Source organism: Janthinobacterium sp. UMAB-60, from assembly GCF_900095235.1.
In the GTDB taxonomy this organism is placed as follows: Bacteria; Pseudomonadota; Gammaproteobacteria; order Burkholderiales; family Burkholderiaceae_D; genus Janthinobacterium.
Genome location: NZ_LT607488.1, coordinates 210,942 through 225,842 on the forward strand (window position 1 = coordinate 210,942; position 14,901 = coordinate 225,842).

Sequence of the window (14,901 nt, forward strand, 5' to 3'; positions counted from 1 at the left end):
GTATAATGTCGGCTTTTACAGCACACGCTGTTCACCAGACAGAGAAGAAAATGAGCACATTACCACCATGCCCGCAATGCAAATCCGAATTCACGTATGAAGACGGCAGCCAGTTGATCTGCCCTGAATGCGCGCATGAATGGTCGGCCACGGCTGCGGAAGCGGCGGAAGAGGGCGCCAAGGTGTACCGCGATTCGGCCGGCAATATCCTGCAGGACGGCGACACGGTCAGCGTCATCAAGGACTTGAAATTGAAGGGCGGCGGCGGTGTCGTCAAGATGGGCACCAAGGTCAAGAACATCCGCCTGGTCGACAGCGACCATGATATCGACTGCAAGATCGACGGTTTCGGTTCCATGAGCCTCAAAACCGAGTTCGTCAAGAAGGTGTAACGCTTTTACCTGTAACACGGCGCGCTGGCTTCATTCCTGCGCGCCGTTTTTTTATTCAAAATCCATGCAAATCGATCATCTTCGCCAGCGCCTGCGCGCCCTGGGCGCCAAGCCCCTGCACGAACAGCGCGTGCTGCGCGACTGGATCCAGGGCCAGCCGCACGACCAGGGCCGGCGCCGCGCCGAAGATTTTTTACCGCTGCCCGTGCGCGAGGCCCTGCCCGCGCTCGACCTCGAATTGCAGGGCATGCTGAAATTGCTCAGTACTCATCCTGGCGCGGATGGTTCCGCGCGCCTGCTGGTGGGACTGCACGACGGCCAGACGGTGGAAAGCGTGCTGCTGCCGCGCGACGGCCTGTGCGTGTCGAGCCAGGTCGGTTGCGCCGTCGGCTGCCAGTTCTGCATGACGGGCCGCGACGGCTTGATCCGGCAAGTCACCAGCGGAGAAATCGTCGCGCAGGTGGTGCTGGCGCGCACCTTGCGTCCCGTGAAAAAAGTCGTCTTCATGGGCATGGGCGAACCGGCGCATAACCTGAACAATGTGATGGAAGCGATCGAGCTGCTGGGCACGGAGGGCAACATCGGCCACAAGAACCTCGTGTTTTCCACGGTGGGCGACCCGCGCGCGTTCGAGCGCCTGCCGCAGGGTCGCGTCAAGCCGGCGCTGGCCCTGTCCCTGCACACGACCAAGCCGGCGTTGCGCGAACAGTTGCTGCCGCGCGCCCCCAGGCTCACCCCGCGCGAGCTGGTGGAATTCGGCGAGTCGTATGCGCGCCTGACTGGCTACCCGGTGCAGTATCAATGGACCCTGATGGAGGGCGTCAACGATGGCGAGGACGAGATGGACGGCATCGTGACGCTCTTGCAGGGCAAGTACGCGGTACTGAACATGATTCCGTACAACACCATCGACGACTTGCCGTTCAAGCGTCCCAGCTGGGAAAGGGCGCGCGCCATTGCCGCCGCCCTGCACGCGCGCGGCGTGCTGACCAAATTGCGCGATTCGGCCGGGCAGGATGTGGAAGGGGGATGCGGACAGTTAAGGGCGCGCGAAGCGAAGGGCAAGGTCATTCCCATCCGCGCCGGCGTCTAAACCCCACCCAGCAAATCGTTTTCATTCAAGATCGCAAACGCGATCTCGGGATGCGCGGCCAGGCAGCGCCGCACGGCGGCCGGTATGGCGGCGCGCGTCTTGCGGCACAGGCCCGGTTGCTCCAGCAGGCGGATCTGGAAGCCGCGCACGCTGCGCACTTCGCCGCTGCCCGGCGCGATCTGCAATTCCATGCCCAGGTTTTTCTTCAGCAGCAGTTGCAGCTTCTGCAACTGCGCATGGGTGGCGATGCCCTCGATATGCGCCAGCAGGCGCTTTTCTTCCGCCAGGTTCAGGCGCAGGATGGACAGGTCCGCCTGCGCATCGTCGAGCAGGCGCTCGCGCTCGCAGTCGCACAGCTGCGGCGGGCACTCCTTGCGGACTTCAAAATCGACGATGCGCATGCGGGTGTTCCCGTGACGTTCCAATGGCGATGCCGGATAAATCCAGTATCTTCCGCCACCTGGCGCCTGTCAATCAGCGCGGGCTGACGATCAGGCGCCAGCGGATAGGGCCCTGCTCGCTGCTGTGCTGATGGTGGTTTTGCGGCGGCATGACGTGGCCTTCCGTGGACACGATCTCGTGCGCGCAGCCGTCGCAGCGGTAGATGCCCGAATACGGCACGGCTTCGCCGGGCGAGGTCAGTTCATCGAAACGCGGGTGCATGGAGCGGGCCACGTAGCTGGGGTTTTTGTAGTCGGCCATGGATTCCTCGTGAAGTGGGCAATGACGCCATTCTGGCACACTATCGCGCGGGGCCTTGACCGCGTGTCTTGGCGCGCGCGCCGCCCTGTGTTGTAATGTTGATCATTCCATTTGAACACGCAAGGCCATGAGAACCCGCATCAAGATCTGCTGCATCGCTTCCATCGACGAAGCGCAACTGGCGATAGCCGCCGGCGCCGACGCGCTGGGCCTGGTGGCGGCCATGCCATCCGGCCCCGGCCCGATTCCCGACGCGCGCATCGCGCAGATCGCCGCCTGGACGCCGCCGCCCGTGGCCACGTTCCTGCTGACGTCCGAGACGACGGCGCAGCGTATCGCCGAGCACGTGCGCGCCACGCAGCCATCGACCGTGCAGATCGTCGGCCATATCGACCCGCGTGAAGTCGAGGAACTGGCGCGCTTGCTGCCGCATGTGCGGCGCGTGCAGGTGATCCACGTGGAAGGCCCCGAGGCTTTGGCGCTGATCCCCGCCTACGCGCCCCATGTGCATGCCTTTTTGCTCGATTCTGGCCGTCCGGGCGCCTTGGTTCCGGAACTGGGCGGCACGGGCCGCACACACGATTGGTCCGTCAGTGCGCGCTTCGTGCGCGCCAGCCCCCGTCCCGTGTTCCTCGCTGGCGGCCTGGATGCAAACAATGTGACGGAGGCGCTGCGCCAGGTGCGGCCCTATGGCATCGACCTGTGCTCGCGCGTGCGCACCGATGGCAAGCTCGATGTCATGAAGCTGGCCCTGCTGATGGCGGCCGTGCGCGACGTGGATGCGGCGCTGTATGCGGAAGGTTAATCCGTCGTTGCCAATGCGTTCATCTCGCGCACGAACGCTTCCGTAAACGCGGCCACCATGCCGCTGGCCGCGCGCGGCGAGATCAGGCCGACGACGGAATGCGATTGCTCGTCGGGCAGCGCAATAAAACGCACGCCGGGCGGCGCCACCAGGCGCATGCTGTCGGGGACGATGGCGATGCCCATGTTGGCCTCGATCAGGTTCAGCTGCGAGGTCTTGCGCGACAGGGCGCGCGCCGCCTTGGGAAAGAATCCCTGCGCCAGGCACAGGCCCGCCACCAGGTAGCTCAGGCCGCCCCGGTCCTGGTGCGGGATCGAGACGAACGCTTCGTCGCGCAGGGCGGCGATCGTCGTGCGCTCCAGCGCGGCCAATGGCGACATCGCCGACACGGCCACCACCAGCTTTTCCGCAAACAGTTCGCGCACGACGATATTGGCGTGCTTGCGCAGGGTGGGCAGGCGCACCAGGCCCAGGTCGGCGCGGCCTTCCTCGATATCAAACGCCTGGTTTTCCGACGAGCCTTTCGACACGTCGAGCGAAACGCCGGGGAATTGCGCCAGCAGGCGGTTCAGCACGGCGCCGATGGCGGGCGTGAGCGTGACGGAGCTCGAATGCAGCAGGCGGATGATGCATTGCGCGCCTTGCCCTACATGGCGCGTCTGGCGCACGGTTTCGTCGATGTCGTCGAGGATGCGCTTGGCCCGATCATAAAAGACCTGTCCCGCCGGAGTGAGTTCGATATGGCGCGCGTCGCGCGTCAGCAGCAGCGCTTGCACCTCGCTTTCCAGCTCCTTGATCTGCCGGCTCAGGGCCGACTGCGCGATATATAACTTTTCCGCCGCGCGCGAGTAGCTGCCCGCATCGACGACTTCGACAAAATAGCGGAACTGTCTGATGGAAATCAATCGTATGCCTTTTCGAGATCGGTGACTGCCTGATTTGATATTGGCCTGGCCCCGGCGTTCGCGCTACAGTGGCCTGGTCTTCTGTCACTGCAAAGGAAAGACCATGCTGGAATTGATCGGGGTGCTGGGACTGTTCGTCAGTATTATCGTAAAACTGATTTTCGTCCAGATCGGCGGCGGTCGATCAGGAGCGGACATTGAGGATTGATGTACGTTTCGCGTGGAAACCCAACGGCAGAAAGGCCGGGGTCGGACCCTAAGGGTCCGACCCCAGTCTTCGTCTTCGGGGTTGCGAGCATTGCGACAAATCCGCCCTGCAAGGCGATGTGCTGTACCTTGTAATTCAATACCACCCCATCCCACTCCATCAGCGGCAGCCCCGCGCACTTGAGCGCCGCTTCGCGCGCCGTCCACGCTTGCGCCAACCGCAGCGGGCGCTGTGCATCGGGACAGGCGGCCAGTTCCTCGGCCACCTGCGGCCCCAGGTAATCGCGCGCCAGATTCGCCCAGTCGGGAATGTCCTGCACGCGCATCACGTCGATGCCGACCGCGCCATGCAGGTGGACGGCAGCCAGCGAGAGTCCCTCGTCATGGCTGAACGACAGGCTGGCCACGCCGCCGGGCAGCAGCAAACGGGGAGGAGCGCCCGGCGTCGATTCCACCGAGATCGCCTCGATGTCCAGCTGCAGCCACTGCGCGGCCGCCTCGCGCACGGCGGCGCGGATGCGCTGGCGGGCTTCCGCGCGCGGCAGGACGGCGGCGATGCCGATCGCCAGCACGCCGTCGCCCGACCAGAGCACCGTTGCATCCATCCGCTGCGATCAGCTGCGCAAAGGCGCGGCCGGGCAGCCTGCCCAGTTGCTGCCGGCGGGGATGTGTTCACCCTTCATCACCAGGGTCAACGGGCCCAGGCGCGCATTGTCGCCCACCTTGGCGCTGTACAGCACGGAGCTGCGCGGGCCCATGTAGACGCGCTGGCCGATCTCCACGTGGTCGATTTTCATGACGCGGTCTTCGAATAAATGCGTTTGGGGACAGGTGAGGGCGTTCAATTCGCTGTAGTCGCCGATATGCACGCAGTCGAATTCCGTGATGTCCGTCGTGTCCATGTAGACGCCGCGGCCGATCTTGCAGCCGAACAGGCGGAAAGCCAGCGGCAGCCACGGCGTGCCGCGCAGGTAGCGCATGAAGTTGGGCACGGCGATGCCTTCATACAGGTTCGTGACACCTTCCGAAATCCACACGAACGGCGTCCACATGGGCGCCGCGTGCTTGCGGTAGCGTCCCAGCAGCAGCCACTTGAACAGCACCACGACGAGGAAATTGCCGATGCCGTAGGCGATGCCGGCAATGGCCAGGTCGCCCACTACTTCGCCCCAGCGCCCGGCGCCCGCGATCGGCATCACGTCCAGCACCAGCGTGTAGCCGACGGCGATCACCACCGCGTGTGGCGCGACGATGCGGAACGCTTCGATCAGGCTGCGGCCCAGGCGGCGCAGCATGGATGGCTTGAAGGTCAGGTGCTCGGCAAAGCCGCTGACCTGTTCGCGCGCAGGCAGGTGCATCGGGGGAGAGCCCAGCCAGGTGTCGCCGCTGTGCATCTGCTCATTGCGCGGCGCGTGCGTGTGCACGCCGATCAGCACATGTTCGGGCAGCACGGTGCCGTCCGGGATATAGCTGCCGTTGCCGACAAAGCTGCGGTGCGAGATGACGGTGGGGCGCATGGTCATCCAGCCGCCGTCGATCTGCTCGTCGCCCAGCATGACGGCGTCGGCGATGAAGGTGTCGTCGCCCAGGGTCAGCATGTCGGGCACCACGCCCAGCGCCGTGGAAATCTCGGCGCCCTTGCCCACCTTGGCGCCCAGCAGGCGGTACCAGTATGGCGCGTACACGGTGGCGTAAATGCCGTGCAGGACATTCAGGCTCGATTCCTGGATATGGCTGACCAGCCACTTGGCGCAGTAGATATTGCTGTGCACGGGCGAGCTGCCCGGCTTCAAGCGGGGCAGCGCGCCCCAGCGGATGGCGGCCGACAGCAGGGCGGTCAGCACGATCAGCACGGCGCTGGCGGGGAAGGCCAGCAGGAAGTAGCGGGCCAGCTGGGTCGTCACGTCGCGGCCCTGCAGCCACGGCATCATTTCACGTTCGTCGAACCAGTCGATCAGCACGAAGCTGGGGAAGACGGGCATGAAGAACAGCACGGCGATGAGCACCATGCCGAAGCAGAAGAACAGGGTTTCTCCCGTCAGGCGCAGGCGCGAGACGGCGGGGCGCGGCGGCTGGCTGGCCCGGTCGTAGGGGCCGATGTCGCGCGCGGGCGAACCGGTATAGACGCGGCCGTCCGGCACCGACGCGCCATCGGCCAGCGCGGATTGTCCCTCCAGGTGGCCGAAGGCGCCCACGCTGGTATTGCCTTCCAAAATCGCGTAAGAGCTGATGCAGGCATCGTCGCCGATGCTGATCTGGCCCAGCAGCAAACGGCCCCGTTCCACGCGGGCGTTTTCAAAGTTGACGGCATTGCCGACGCTGACGTTGTCGCCGATGGACAGCAGGTCGGGCGCGCGCAGGGTCATCGAGCCGATGACCACTTCCTTGCCCACTTTCGCGCCCAGCGCGCGCAGCCACCAGCTGTTCAGCGACGAGCCGCTGAGCAGATACGCGGGCGCTGATTCGACCAGACGGTCGGCCAGCCACCAGCGGTAATAGGTGAAACCCCACAGCGGATAGCTGCCCGGCTTCAGGCGTCCGGCGATCAGCCACTTGCCGGCAATCGCGATGGCAAATTCGGCCAGGGTCGCGAGTAAAAACACGCCGATCGAGGCGGCGATGGCGCGCGGCACGGTGTCGCCCGTATCGCCCGTGAAGAAGTGATAGGTAAAGAAGGGCGCCATCCATTGCGCCATGCGCAGGGTGACGAGGCCCGGCACGGCCGCCGCCTGCGCCGCGCCGCACAGCCAGCGCTTCGTGGCCGATGGCGGCGTCCAATCCGCTTCCGGCGTGGCCAGCGCTGGCGCTTCGTTCAGTACGGCGGCGATCTTGCCGATCTGGCGATTGTGATAAATGTCGCGCACCGTCATGTGGGCGTAAGCCGGATCGGCGCGCAGGGCGGAGGCCAGGCGCGCGGCCAGGAACGAGTGGCCACCGAGATCGCTGAAGAAGTCAAACTGGCGCCGTATCGGCTGGCCCGGGAACAGTGTCGCCAGCGCCGCGAACAGGGCCGCTTCGGCCGGCGTTTCCGGCACGTCCGATTCGCCCGCCTCGCCGGCCGGCGGCGTCGAGAGTGGCATGGCCTTCAGCGCCTTCCGGTCGATCTTGCCTGAGGTGAGGCGCGGCATCAGCGGCAGTAATTCAAAACGGCCCGGCACCATGTACGGCGGCAGATGCAGGTTCAATGCGCTGCGCAGGGTTTTCGTCGTCAGCGCATCGTCGGGCGCATCGTCGCTGCCGACGATGTAGGCCACCAGCTGGTCGATGCCGTCATCCTTGCGCAGCAAGACGGCCACCGTGCCCACGCCGGGTTGCTGCGCCAGCACGGCTTCGATTTCGCCCAGCTCCACGCGGAAGCCGCGTATTTTCACCTGGTCGTCGGCGCGGCCCAGGCACAGCACCTGGCCGTCGGCATCGATGCGCGCCAGGTCGCCCGTGCGGTACAGGCGTGCGTCATCCTCGCTGGTCGCCCATGGATTGGGCAGGAATTTTTCCACCGTCAGGTCGGGCCGGCCCAGGTAGCCTTCGGCCAGGCCGGGGCCGATGATGCACAACTCTCCCGTTTCGCCGCGCGGCAGCAGGATCAAGGGACGGTGCTCACCCGGCTCGACCACCTGCAGCACCAGCAAGCCATAGTTGGGCAGCGGCGTGCCGATGGTGACCGGGACGCCGGGCCGCAGCCGCGCCAGGCTGCACGAGACGGTCGCCTCTGTCGGGCCATAGGTGTTGAACATGGCGCGGCCCGGACGCGACCAGCGCTCGACCAGGGACTCGGGGCACATCTCGCCGCCCAGGTTGATCAGGCGCAGGCTCGGTACTTCCTCGGCGAACAGGGCCAGCAGGGTCGGCACGGCGTGCAGCACGGTGACGTGATTGGCGGCCAAGGCGCGCGGCAAGGCTTCCGGGTCGCCCGAAATCTCCTTGGGGCCCAGCCACAGGGTGGCGCCCACCAGGTAGGCGATCCAGATTTCCTCGAACGACATGTCGAAGGCGACGGAAAAGCCCTGGTAGACGGTGTCGGCTTGCGTCACTTCCAGCACGGCGTTTTCGCTGCGCAGGAAGTGGCAGATGCTGCGCTGATTGATCAATATGCCCTTGGGCTTGCCCGTCGAGCCGGACGTGTAGATGACGTACGCGGGGTGTTCTGGCAGCACGGCGCCGCGCGCGGGCAGCAGTTCGCCCGGCGCGGCGGGGGCCAGCAGGCTTTCCGCCGTCCACACGGGGCGCTCGATGCCAGCATCCAACAGACGCGGCGCGAACTGCGCGCAGCTGATGACACCAAAGCCATTCGCATCATCGAGGCACACTTGCAGGCGTTCGACGGGCGTGTCTTCATCGACGGGCAGCCAGGCGGCGCCCGCCTTGGCGATGGCCGCCTGCATCAGCAGCAGAGGGGCGCCGCGCGGCAGCCACAGTCCCACGATGTCGCCGGGCTTGACGCCGGCCGCCACCAGGCGCGACGCGGCCAGGCCAGCCTGCGCATCGAGTTCGGCATACGTGATGCGGCGCGCGCCGTCGATCAGCGCGATTTGTTGCGGGCAGTGGCGCGCCGTCGCTTCGAGCAGGTCGGCCAGCACTTCCTCGCGCAGCAGATCCGGTCGCGGCGGGCCGTACAGGATGTCGGCGTGGGTGGAAGGGATGCCTGGACTGACTGCTGTGAAATCGTTCATGGATGACGCTTATCTGTAATGCTGTGTGAGGAATCTGACGGGCTGCGCATGGTGCGCGGCACAGTTGATACATTACAGCACGCAAGGCATTTCAGCGTTGCAGAACGGGTAATTTTGCGGGGCTTTGCAAAATTATGTGGTTACAGGCTCAACTGCCATGATTACGGAATGTAAAACGGGGAAACATGGCGCCGATTTGCGCCACCGTGCTCGCCGCCGGATAGCCGTGCAGGGGGCGGCCGGCCAGCGCCGCGTCGAGGCAGCCTTCGGCGCGGAACTGCTGCAGCACGTAGTTGTCGACGCCTTTGGCGGCCAGGGTGGCGGCCAGGGCCAGCAGTTGTGCATCGGGCAGCAGGTCCGGATGGGTGGTGGTGCGGCATTCGTAGGCCACGCCGCTGGCGAGGATGGCGTCCAGGCAGGCACGCGCCGGGTCGCCGCTGCCGGCCACGCGGGTCACATGACGATAGTCGGCAAACGGCGCCTTGATGTCGAAGCCGACCCAGTCGACCAGGGGCAGCACTTCCTGCAGGCGCTGCGGATAGATGCAGGCCGTGTGCAGGCCGACGCCGAACCCCAGTGCCCTGACGTCCAGCATGGCGCGCGCCAGCGCCGGGTCCATGCACGCCTCGCCGCCGCTGAAGACGACGGCGTCGACCAGGCCGACGCGGCGGCGCAGCCAGGTCAATACGTCCTGCCACGGCATGGCGCCCTCCGGCGTGCGTGCCTGCAGGTGCGGATTGTGGCAATAGCCGCAACGCCAGGGGCAGCCCTGCACGAAGACCACGGCCGCCAGCTTGCCCGGATAGTCGGTGGCGGAAAAGGGCGTCAGGCCGCCTACTTTCAGTTCAAGCGCCATGGCAGGCGGGCTGGCCAACCCGGGCGCTCGCTTGCGTAAAATACTGGCGTTCGTGGAATTCGCCCTGCTTGCCGATGTTGAACGAGGCGACGGGACGGTGGTAGCCCATCACGCGCGTCCAGATTTCGCAGCGCTGGCGTTCGGTGTCGAGCAGGGTGATGGCGGGAGTGAAGTCGGGACGTGCATTCATGGCGTTTCCTCAAGTGATGGAGCAGGGTGGGCTTGCTTGCGGGCGATCAGTTCCGCGTCGCAGGTGGGGCAGAATTCATGTTTGCCGGCCAGGTAGCCGTGGCGCGGGCAGATGGAAAACGTGGGGGTGACGGTGATGTAGGGCAGCGAAAAGCGGCTCAGGGCACGTTTGACCAGTTCGCGGCAGGCATTCGCGTCCGACAGCGCTTCCGTCATGTACAGGTGCAGCACCGTGCCGCCCGTGTACTTGCGCTGCAGTGCGTCCTGCAATTCCAGCGCCTCGAACGGATCGTCCGTGTGGCCCACGGGCAGTTGCGACGAGTTCGTGTAATACGGGTTGTCGACGGTACCCGCCTGCAGGATGGCGGGATAGCGCTTGCGGTCTTCGCGGGCAAAGCGGTACGTGGTGCCTTCAGCCGGCGTCGCTTCCAGGTTGTACATATGGCCCGTCTCTTCCTGGAATGCCACCATGCGGGCACGCACGTGGTCGAGCAGGCGGATCGCCAGCGCATGGCCCTCGGCGGACGTGATGTCGTAAGCGTCGCCGCTGAAATTGCGGATCATCTCGTTGATGCCGTTCACGCCCAAGGTGGAAAAGTGATTGCGCAGGGTGCCCAGGTAGCGCTTCGTGTACGGGAACAGGCCTTGCTGCATCAGTTCTTCGATGGTGCGGCGCTTGATTTCCAGGCTGACTTTGCCCAGCTCCAGCAGGCGGTCCAGGTCGGCCAGCAGCGCCGCTTCGTCGCCGCGCCACAGGTGGCCCAGGCGCGCGCAGTTGATGGTCACCACGCCCAGGGAGCCCGTCTGCTCGGCGGAACCGAACAGGCCATTGCCCCGTTTCAGCAGTTCGCGCAAGTCCAGTTGCAAGCGGCAGCACATGGAGCGGATCATGTTCGGCTTGAGTTCCGAATTGATGAAATTCTGGAAGTAGGGCAGGCCGTAGCGGGCCGTCATCTCGAACAGGCGTTCCGCATTCTCGCTATGCCAGTCGAAATCCTCGGTGATGTTATAGGTGGGGATGGGAAAGGTGAAGACGCGGCCCTTGGCGTCGCCCGCCATCATGATCTCGATGTAGGCGCGGTTGATCATGTCCATCTCCGCCTGCAGCTCGCCATAGCTGAAGTCCATCTCCTGGCCGGCGATGACGGGAATCTGCTCGCGCAGGTCGTCCGGGCAGACCCAGTCGAACGTGAGGTTGGTAAACGGTGTCTGCGTGCCCCAGCGCGATGGCACGTTGAGGTTGAAGATCAGCTCCTGCATGTACTGGCGCACGTCTTCGTAGCGCAGGCCGTCCTTGCGGATGTAGGGTGCCATGTAGGTGTCGAAGGAGCTGAACGCCTGCGCGCCGGCCCATTCGTTTTGCAGGGTGCCGAGAAAATTGACGATCTGGCCGATGGCGCTCGACATGTGTTTCGGCGGGCCCGATTCGATCTTGCCCGGCACGCCATTCAAGCCTTCATGCAGCAGGGTACGCAGCGACCAGCCGGCGCAATAGCCGGCCAGCATGTCGAGGTCGTGGATGTGCAGCGCCGCTTCGCGGTGCGCCGCGCCCACTTGCGGTGGATACACCTGGTCCAGCCAGTAGTTGGCGATGACCTTGCCCGAGACATTGAGGATCAGGCCACCCAGGGAATACCCCTGGTTGGCGTTGGCGTTCACGCGCCAGTCGCGCCGTTCCAGGTATTCATTGATGGACGCGGCGACATCGACCTGGCCGCGTGTGGGGGAAACTGCATTCGTCGTCATGAAACCTCCAATAAACACAACATGCGGTGTTTTTATGAAGGTTATCCACTAAATGTAGTGCCGTCAAAGGTGGCGTGCAAGCGATTCGCGTATCCTTGATCCAGGTGAAAAAACCACCTCAGCCGGTTTTGTTCCAGCGCGTTTCGCGCAGGATCAGCCAGCTCGCGCAAAAGAATGCGGCGCCGCAGGCGGCGATGCTGGCGACGGAGGCGGGCAGCACGTGGGCCCAGATTTCCAGTGGCGTATAGGTGCTCCAGCTGGCCACGCGCGCGTCGAACGTGACGTAGTTCGCCAGCAGCCAGTAGATGGCCAGCAGGCCCGTGCAGATGGCGGCCTGACGCAGCAGCGGCAGTTGGCGGCGCGCGAACACGGCCAGCAGGAACAGCAGCAGCACGCCCGGATAGGCGCCCAGCACTTCCGGCGACAGCACGGAGAGGGTCGCCGCGTCATAGCCATCGGCCGGGCCGGCCCACTGTACTTGCAGCGCGGTGAGGAACAGGGTCAGAAGAAAAATCAGCAGCGGTTTGCGGGTCATGGCGGGCAATCGAAGAGGGAGAAAAGGGGGGCATTTTACAGCCAGGTCAAGCAAGTGGAAGGTGCGCCGGCCATGCATGCATTCCTTCACCTGCGTCAAGGACTGGGCGGCATAGGCGGGGCTATAGTCTGCACCCTGAGCCGATACNCCGATACGGGACTGTGAACATCATGATGCTTGAATCAACTACCGCCACCCGCGTGGCCGGACCGCTGGAACTGGTCTGCCCCGCCGGCAGCCTGCCTGCCTTGAAAGCGGCCGTCGACAATGGCGCCGACACCGTTTACCTGGGCTTTCGCGACGCCACCAATGCGCGTAATTTCGCCGGCCTCAATTTCGACGAGAAGGCCATCGCCGAGGGCGTGCGCTACGCCCATCAATATGGACGCAAGGTGCTGCTGGCGCTGAACACCTATCCGCAGCCGCACAACTGGGCCGTGTGGCGCAGCGCCATCGACCGCGCGGCAGCGGCCGGCATCGACGCCATGATCGTCGCCGATCCGGGTCTGATGGCCTACGCGGCCCAGCACCAGCCGCAGCTGCGCCTGCACCTGTCCGTGCAGGGCTCGGCCACCAATTACGAAGCCATCAATTTCTACCATGAACACTTCGGCATCGCCCGCGCCGTGCTGCCGCGCGTGCTGTCGATGGCGCAGGTGGAACAACTGATCGCCAAGACGGAAGTCGAGATCGAAGTGTTCGGTTTCGGCAGCCTGTGCGTGATGGTCGAAGGGCGCTGCGCGCTGTCGTCGTATGCGACGGGCGAGGCGCCGAACACGCACGGCGTGTGCTCGCCGGCCAAGGCCGTGCGCTGGCTGGAAACCCCGAACGGTCTGGAGTCGCGCCTGAACGGCGTGCTGATCGACCGCTATGCGCCAGGTGAAAACGCCAGCTATCCCACCCTGTGCAAGGGGCGCTTCGAAGTCAATGACGAAGAGTATTACGCGATCGAGGAGCCGGCCAGTCTGAATACGCTGGCGCTGCTGCCGCAACTGATCGCCATGGGCGTGCGCGCCGTGAAAATCGAAGGGCGCCAGCGCAGTCCCGCCTACGTGGCGCAGGTCACGCGCGTGTGGCGCGAAGCGATCGACGCCTGCCGCGAAGGCAATCCGCGCTACGCCGTCAAGCCGGGCTGGATGGCGGCCATGGACAAGCTGGCCGAGGGCCAGCAGCACACTTTAGGCGCCTACCACCGCTCCTGGAAATAGCAAAACCTACTGCGCGTCCCGGGGCGCGGCCTGCGATGCTCACTGTGCTCTAGCACAGCTGCGCTTCTCGGCCTCGCCGCGAGCCGCTCGCTACGGTTTTGTAACTTGAAAAATACTGGAAAAGGCATGCTAAAACTATCGTTGGGCCCCTTGCTGTACTACTGGCCGCGCGCCACCGTCTTCGAGTTTTACCAGCAGATCGCCGGCACCGCCGTCGAGATCGTTTACCTGGGCGAAACCGTCTGCTCGCGCCGGCATGAGCTGCGCCTGGCCGACTGGCTCGATATCGCCGACATGCTGGCCGCCGCCGGCAAGGAAGTGGTGCTATCGACGCAGGCGCTGATCGAGGCGGGCGCCGAACTGGCGACCCTTCGCCGCATCACGGGCAATGGCCGCTATACGGTCGAAGCCAACGACATGGGCGCCGTGCACTGCATGGAAAAGGGCGCGCCCTTCGTCGCCGGCCCCCATTTGAACCTGTTCAATGGCCCCAGCCTGCAACTGCTGGCGCGCCTCGGCGCGCGGCGCTGGGTGATGCCGCTGGAAATGGGGCAGACGGCGCTGGCCGAGATGCAGCGCCAGAAACCGGAAGGGCTGGAGACGGAAGTGTTCGCCTACGGTCGCATGCCGCTGGCGTTTTCCGCGCGCTGTTTCACGGCACGCAACCGCAACCTGCCGAAGGACGATTGCGGCTACAGCTGCCTGGAAGAGCCGGACGGCCTGCTGCTGCGCACGCGCGACGAAGTGCCGTTCCTCGTACTGAATGGCACGCAGACGCAGTCTGCCCTCGTCTACAACCTGGTGCGCGAACTCGACGCCATGCGCGACATGGGCGTGTCCGTGGCGCGCATCAGCCCGCAGGCCATGCATACGGAACAAGTCATCGCCATTTTCGACCGCGCCCGGCGCGGCCAGGTCAGCGGTGTGGGCGCCCAAGCCCAGCTGGCGGCCTGCCAGCCGGCCGGCGCCTGCGACGGCTACTGGCACGGCCAGCCCGGCATGGAACAGCACGCCGCTCATTGAACGCATCGAAAGGAAGCACCATGCAAGATCAACTGGAAAGATTGCCCATCCCGGCCAAGCCCGCCATGAGCAAGCCCGCCATGTCGTACCGGCTGCCCGAACCGCTGGCCGAATTGCTGTCCAAGCTGCCGCCGTATCCCGCCTCCTGGCTGTTCGTGCAAGGCTTGAACCGCTTGCTGGCGCCGCAATTGCCCGACGATGTGCGGCGCAGCCTGGAAGGGCGCACCCTGCGCCTGCGTTTGCTCGATGCAGGCATCGCCTTCGATTTCGAGTGGCAGGGTACGGTGTTCGTGGCCGAGCGCTATGTGGACGTGCCGGACCTGTGCATCGCCGCCAGCGTGCATGACCTGATGCTGCTGGCGCGGCGCCAGGAAGATCCTGATACGCTGTTCTTCAGCCGTCGTTTGAGCCTGGAAGGCGATACGGAACTGGGCTTGCTGTTCAAAAATACGCTCGACGCCATCGAGCTGCCGCCGTTCGACCTGCAGGCGCTGGGACCCCGCCGCGTGCTGGCGCATCTGCGCGACCGGGGCGCGCGGGAGGGCTGAGCGGAGCAGGGCTGGAGCCGGC

15 protein-coding genes are annotated in these 14,901 nt (G+C 65.1%); 6 read left to right on the forward strand and 9 right to left on the reverse strand.

All coding sequences use genetic code 11. The features are described from left to right. Positions 1-50 precede the first annotated feature (50 nt). Together K0F86_RS13630 and K0F86_RS13635 are read left to right on the forward strand one after the other, a co-directional pair. Entirely contained in the window at positions 51-392 is a 342-nt protein-coding gene (locus K0F86_RS13630; protein WP_131686765.1) for a zinc ribbon domain-containing protein YjdM, read from the forward strand. Positions 393-456: 64 nt separating this feature from the next. Next, positions 457-1,485, forward strand: coding sequence for an RNA methyltransferase (locus tag K0F86_RS13635; RefSeq protein WP_219134863.1), 1,029 nt, complete (start codon positions 457-459; stop codon positions 1,483-1,485). Here the strand turns inward: K0F86_RS13635 and K0F86_RS13640 are convergent. Both K0F86_RS13640 and K0F86_RS13645 read right to left on the reverse strand, forming a co-directional pair. Further along, on the reverse strand, positions 1,482-1,886 hold the full coding sequence (locus K0F86_RS13640; RefSeq protein WP_219134864.1) for a hypothetical protein: 405 nt from the start codon (positions 1,884-1,886) through the stop codon (positions 1,482-1,484). The two genes, K0F86_RS13635 and K0F86_RS13640, sit on opposite strands and share 4 nt — an antisense overlap. Before the next feature lie 73 nt (positions 1,887-1,959). Further along, positions 1,960-2,187, reverse strand: coding sequence for a hypothetical protein (locus K0F86_RS13645; RefSeq protein WP_077402374.1), 228 nt, complete (start codon positions 2,185-2,187; stop codon positions 1,960-1,962). A gap of 127 nt (positions 2,188-2,314) precedes the next feature. Between K0F86_RS13645 and K0F86_RS13650 the strand changes: the two genes are divergently transcribed. Next, positions 2,315-2,992: a phosphoribosylanthranilate isomerase gene (locus K0F86_RS13650; RefSeq protein ID WP_219134865.1), complete on the forward strand. Its 678-nt coding sequence runs from the start codon at positions 2,315-2,317 to the stop codon at positions 2,990-2,992. Here K0F86_RS13650 and K0F86_RS13655 read toward each other — a convergent pair. The 7 genes from K0F86_RS13655 to K0F86_RS13685 all read right to left on the reverse strand — a co-directional run bounded on the left by K0F86_RS13655 (position 2,989) and on the right by K0F86_RS13685 (position 12,100). Beyond that, a complete protein-coding gene (locus K0F86_RS13655) occupies positions 2,989-3,897 on the reverse strand; it encodes a LysR family transcriptional regulator (protein WP_219134866.1) in 909 nt (302 codons plus the stop codon). The two genes, K0F86_RS13650 and K0F86_RS13655, sit on opposite strands and share 4 nt — an antisense overlap. 143 nt (positions 3,898-4,040) lie before the next feature. Then, entirely contained in the window at positions 4,041-4,697 is a 657-nt protein-coding gene (locus K0F86_RS13660) for a 4'-phosphopantetheinyl transferase superfamily protein (RefSeq protein WP_219134867.1), read from the reverse strand. A 21-nt stretch (positions 4,698-4,718) separates the two neighbouring features. Then, positions 4,719-8,774, reverse strand: a complete 4,056-nt coding sequence (locus K0F86_RS13665; protein WP_219134868.1) for a Pls/PosA family non-ribosomal peptide synthetase — start codon at positions 8,772-8,774, stop codon at positions 4,719-4,721. A gap of 148 nt (positions 8,775-8,922) precedes the next feature. Next, complete coding sequence (locus tag K0F86_RS13670; protein ID WP_219134869.1) at positions 8,923-9,630, reverse strand: anaerobic ribonucleoside-triphosphate reductase activating protein; 708 nt, start codon at positions 9,628-9,630, stop codon at positions 8,923-8,925. Continuing rightward, the gene (gene nrdD, locus K0F86_RS13675; protein ID WP_219134870.1) at positions 9,620-9,820 is read right to left on the reverse strand and encodes an anaerobic ribonucleoside-triphosphate reductase; all 201 of its coding nucleotides are present in this window, start codon (positions 9,818-9,820) and stop codon (positions 9,620-9,622) included. The genes K0F86_RS13670 and nrdD overlap by 11 nt, the downstream gene beginning before the upstream one ends. Next, positions 9,817-11,565: a ribonucleoside triphosphate reductase gene (locus K0F86_RS13680; protein ID WP_219134871.1), complete on the reverse strand. Its 1,749-nt coding sequence runs from the start codon at positions 11,563-11,565 to the stop codon at positions 9,817-9,819. Before K0F86_RS13680 ends, nrdD begins: the two co-directional genes overlap by 4 nt. A 118-nt stretch (positions 11,566-11,683) precedes the next feature. Next, a complete protein-coding gene (locus tag K0F86_RS13685) occupies positions 11,684-12,100 on the reverse strand; it encodes a hypothetical protein (RefSeq protein WP_219134872.1) in 417 nt (138 codons plus the stop codon). 173 nt (positions 12,101-12,273) lie between these two features. Between K0F86_RS13685 and K0F86_RS13690 the strand changes: the two genes are divergently transcribed. The 3 genes from K0F86_RS13690 to K0F86_RS13700 all read left to right on the forward strand — a co-directional run bounded on the left by K0F86_RS13690 (position 12,274) and on the right by K0F86_RS13700 (position 14,879). Beyond that, positions 12,274-13,308 carry a peptidase U32 family protein gene (locus K0F86_RS13690; RefSeq protein WP_219134917.1) on the forward strand — a complete coding sequence of 345 codons (1,035 nt, stop codon included), beginning with the start codon at positions 12,274-12,276 and terminating at the stop codon, positions 13,306-13,308. A 126-nt stretch (positions 13,309-13,434) separates the two neighbouring features. Beyond that, entirely contained in the window at positions 13,435-14,331 is an 897-nt protein-coding gene (locus tag K0F86_RS13695) for a U32 family peptidase (protein WP_219134873.1), read from the forward strand. A 20-nt stretch (positions 14,332-14,351) separates the two neighbouring features. Next, positions 14,352-14,879 (forward strand): SCP2 domain-containing protein, encoded by a 528-nt coding sequence (locus K0F86_RS13700; protein ID WP_219134874.1) that lies wholly within the window; start codon positions 14,352-14,354, stop codon positions 14,877-14,879. Positions 14,880-14,901 lie beyond the last annotated feature (22 nt).

Bases quoted from the DNA above. Each gene is read 5' to 3' on its own strand.
- K0F86_RS13645 (WP_077402374.1), bottom strand. From the start codon at position 2,187: ATGGCCGACTACAAAAACCCCAGCTACGTGGCCCGCTCCATGCACCCG.
- K0F86_RS13670 (WP_219134869.1), bottom strand. From the start codon at position 9,630: ATGGCGCTTGAACTGAAAGTAGGCGGCCTGACGCCCTTTTCCGCCACC.
- K0F86_RS13695 (WP_219134873.1), top strand. From the start codon at position 13,435: ATGCTAAAACTATCGTTGGGCCCCTTGCTGTACTACTGGCCGCGCGCC.
- K0F86_RS13640 (WP_219134864.1), bottom strand. From the start codon at position 1,886: ATGCGCATCGTCGATTTTGAAGTCCGCAAGGAGTGCCCGCCGCAGCTG.
- K0F86_RS13635 (WP_219134863.1), top strand. From the start codon at position 457: ATGCAAATCGATCATCTTCGCCAGCGCCTGCGCGCCCTGGGCGCCAAG.
- nrdD (WP_219134870.1), bottom strand. From the start codon at position 9,820: ATGAATGCACGTCCCGACTTCACTCCCGCCATCACCCTGCTCGACACC.
- K0F86_RS13650 (WP_219134865.1), top strand. From the start codon at position 2,315: ATGAGAACCCGCATCAAGATCTGCTGCATCGCTTCCATCGACGAAGCG.
- K0F86_RS13680 (WP_219134871.1), bottom strand. From the start codon at position 11,565: ATGACGACGAATGCAGTTTCCCCCACACGCGGCCAGGTCGATGTCGCC.
- K0F86_RS13685 (WP_219134872.1), bottom strand. From the start codon at position 12,100: ATGACCCGCAAACCGCTGCTGATTTTTCTTCTGACCCTGTTCCTCACC.
- K0F86_RS13690 (WP_219134917.1), top strand. From the start codon at position 12,274: ATGCTTGAATCAACTACCGCCACCCGCGTGGCCGGACCGCTGGAACTG.
- K0F86_RS13630 (WP_131686765.1), top strand. From the start codon at position 51: ATGAGCACATTACCACCATGCCCGCAATGCAAATCCGAATTCACGTAT.
- K0F86_RS13700 (WP_219134874.1), top strand. From the start codon at position 14,352: ATGCAAGATCAACTGGAAAGATTGCCCATCCCGGCCAAGCCCGCCATG.
- K0F86_RS13665 (WP_219134868.1), bottom strand. From the start codon at position 8,774: ATGAACGATTTCACAGCAGTCAGTCCAGGCATCCCTTCCACCCACGCC.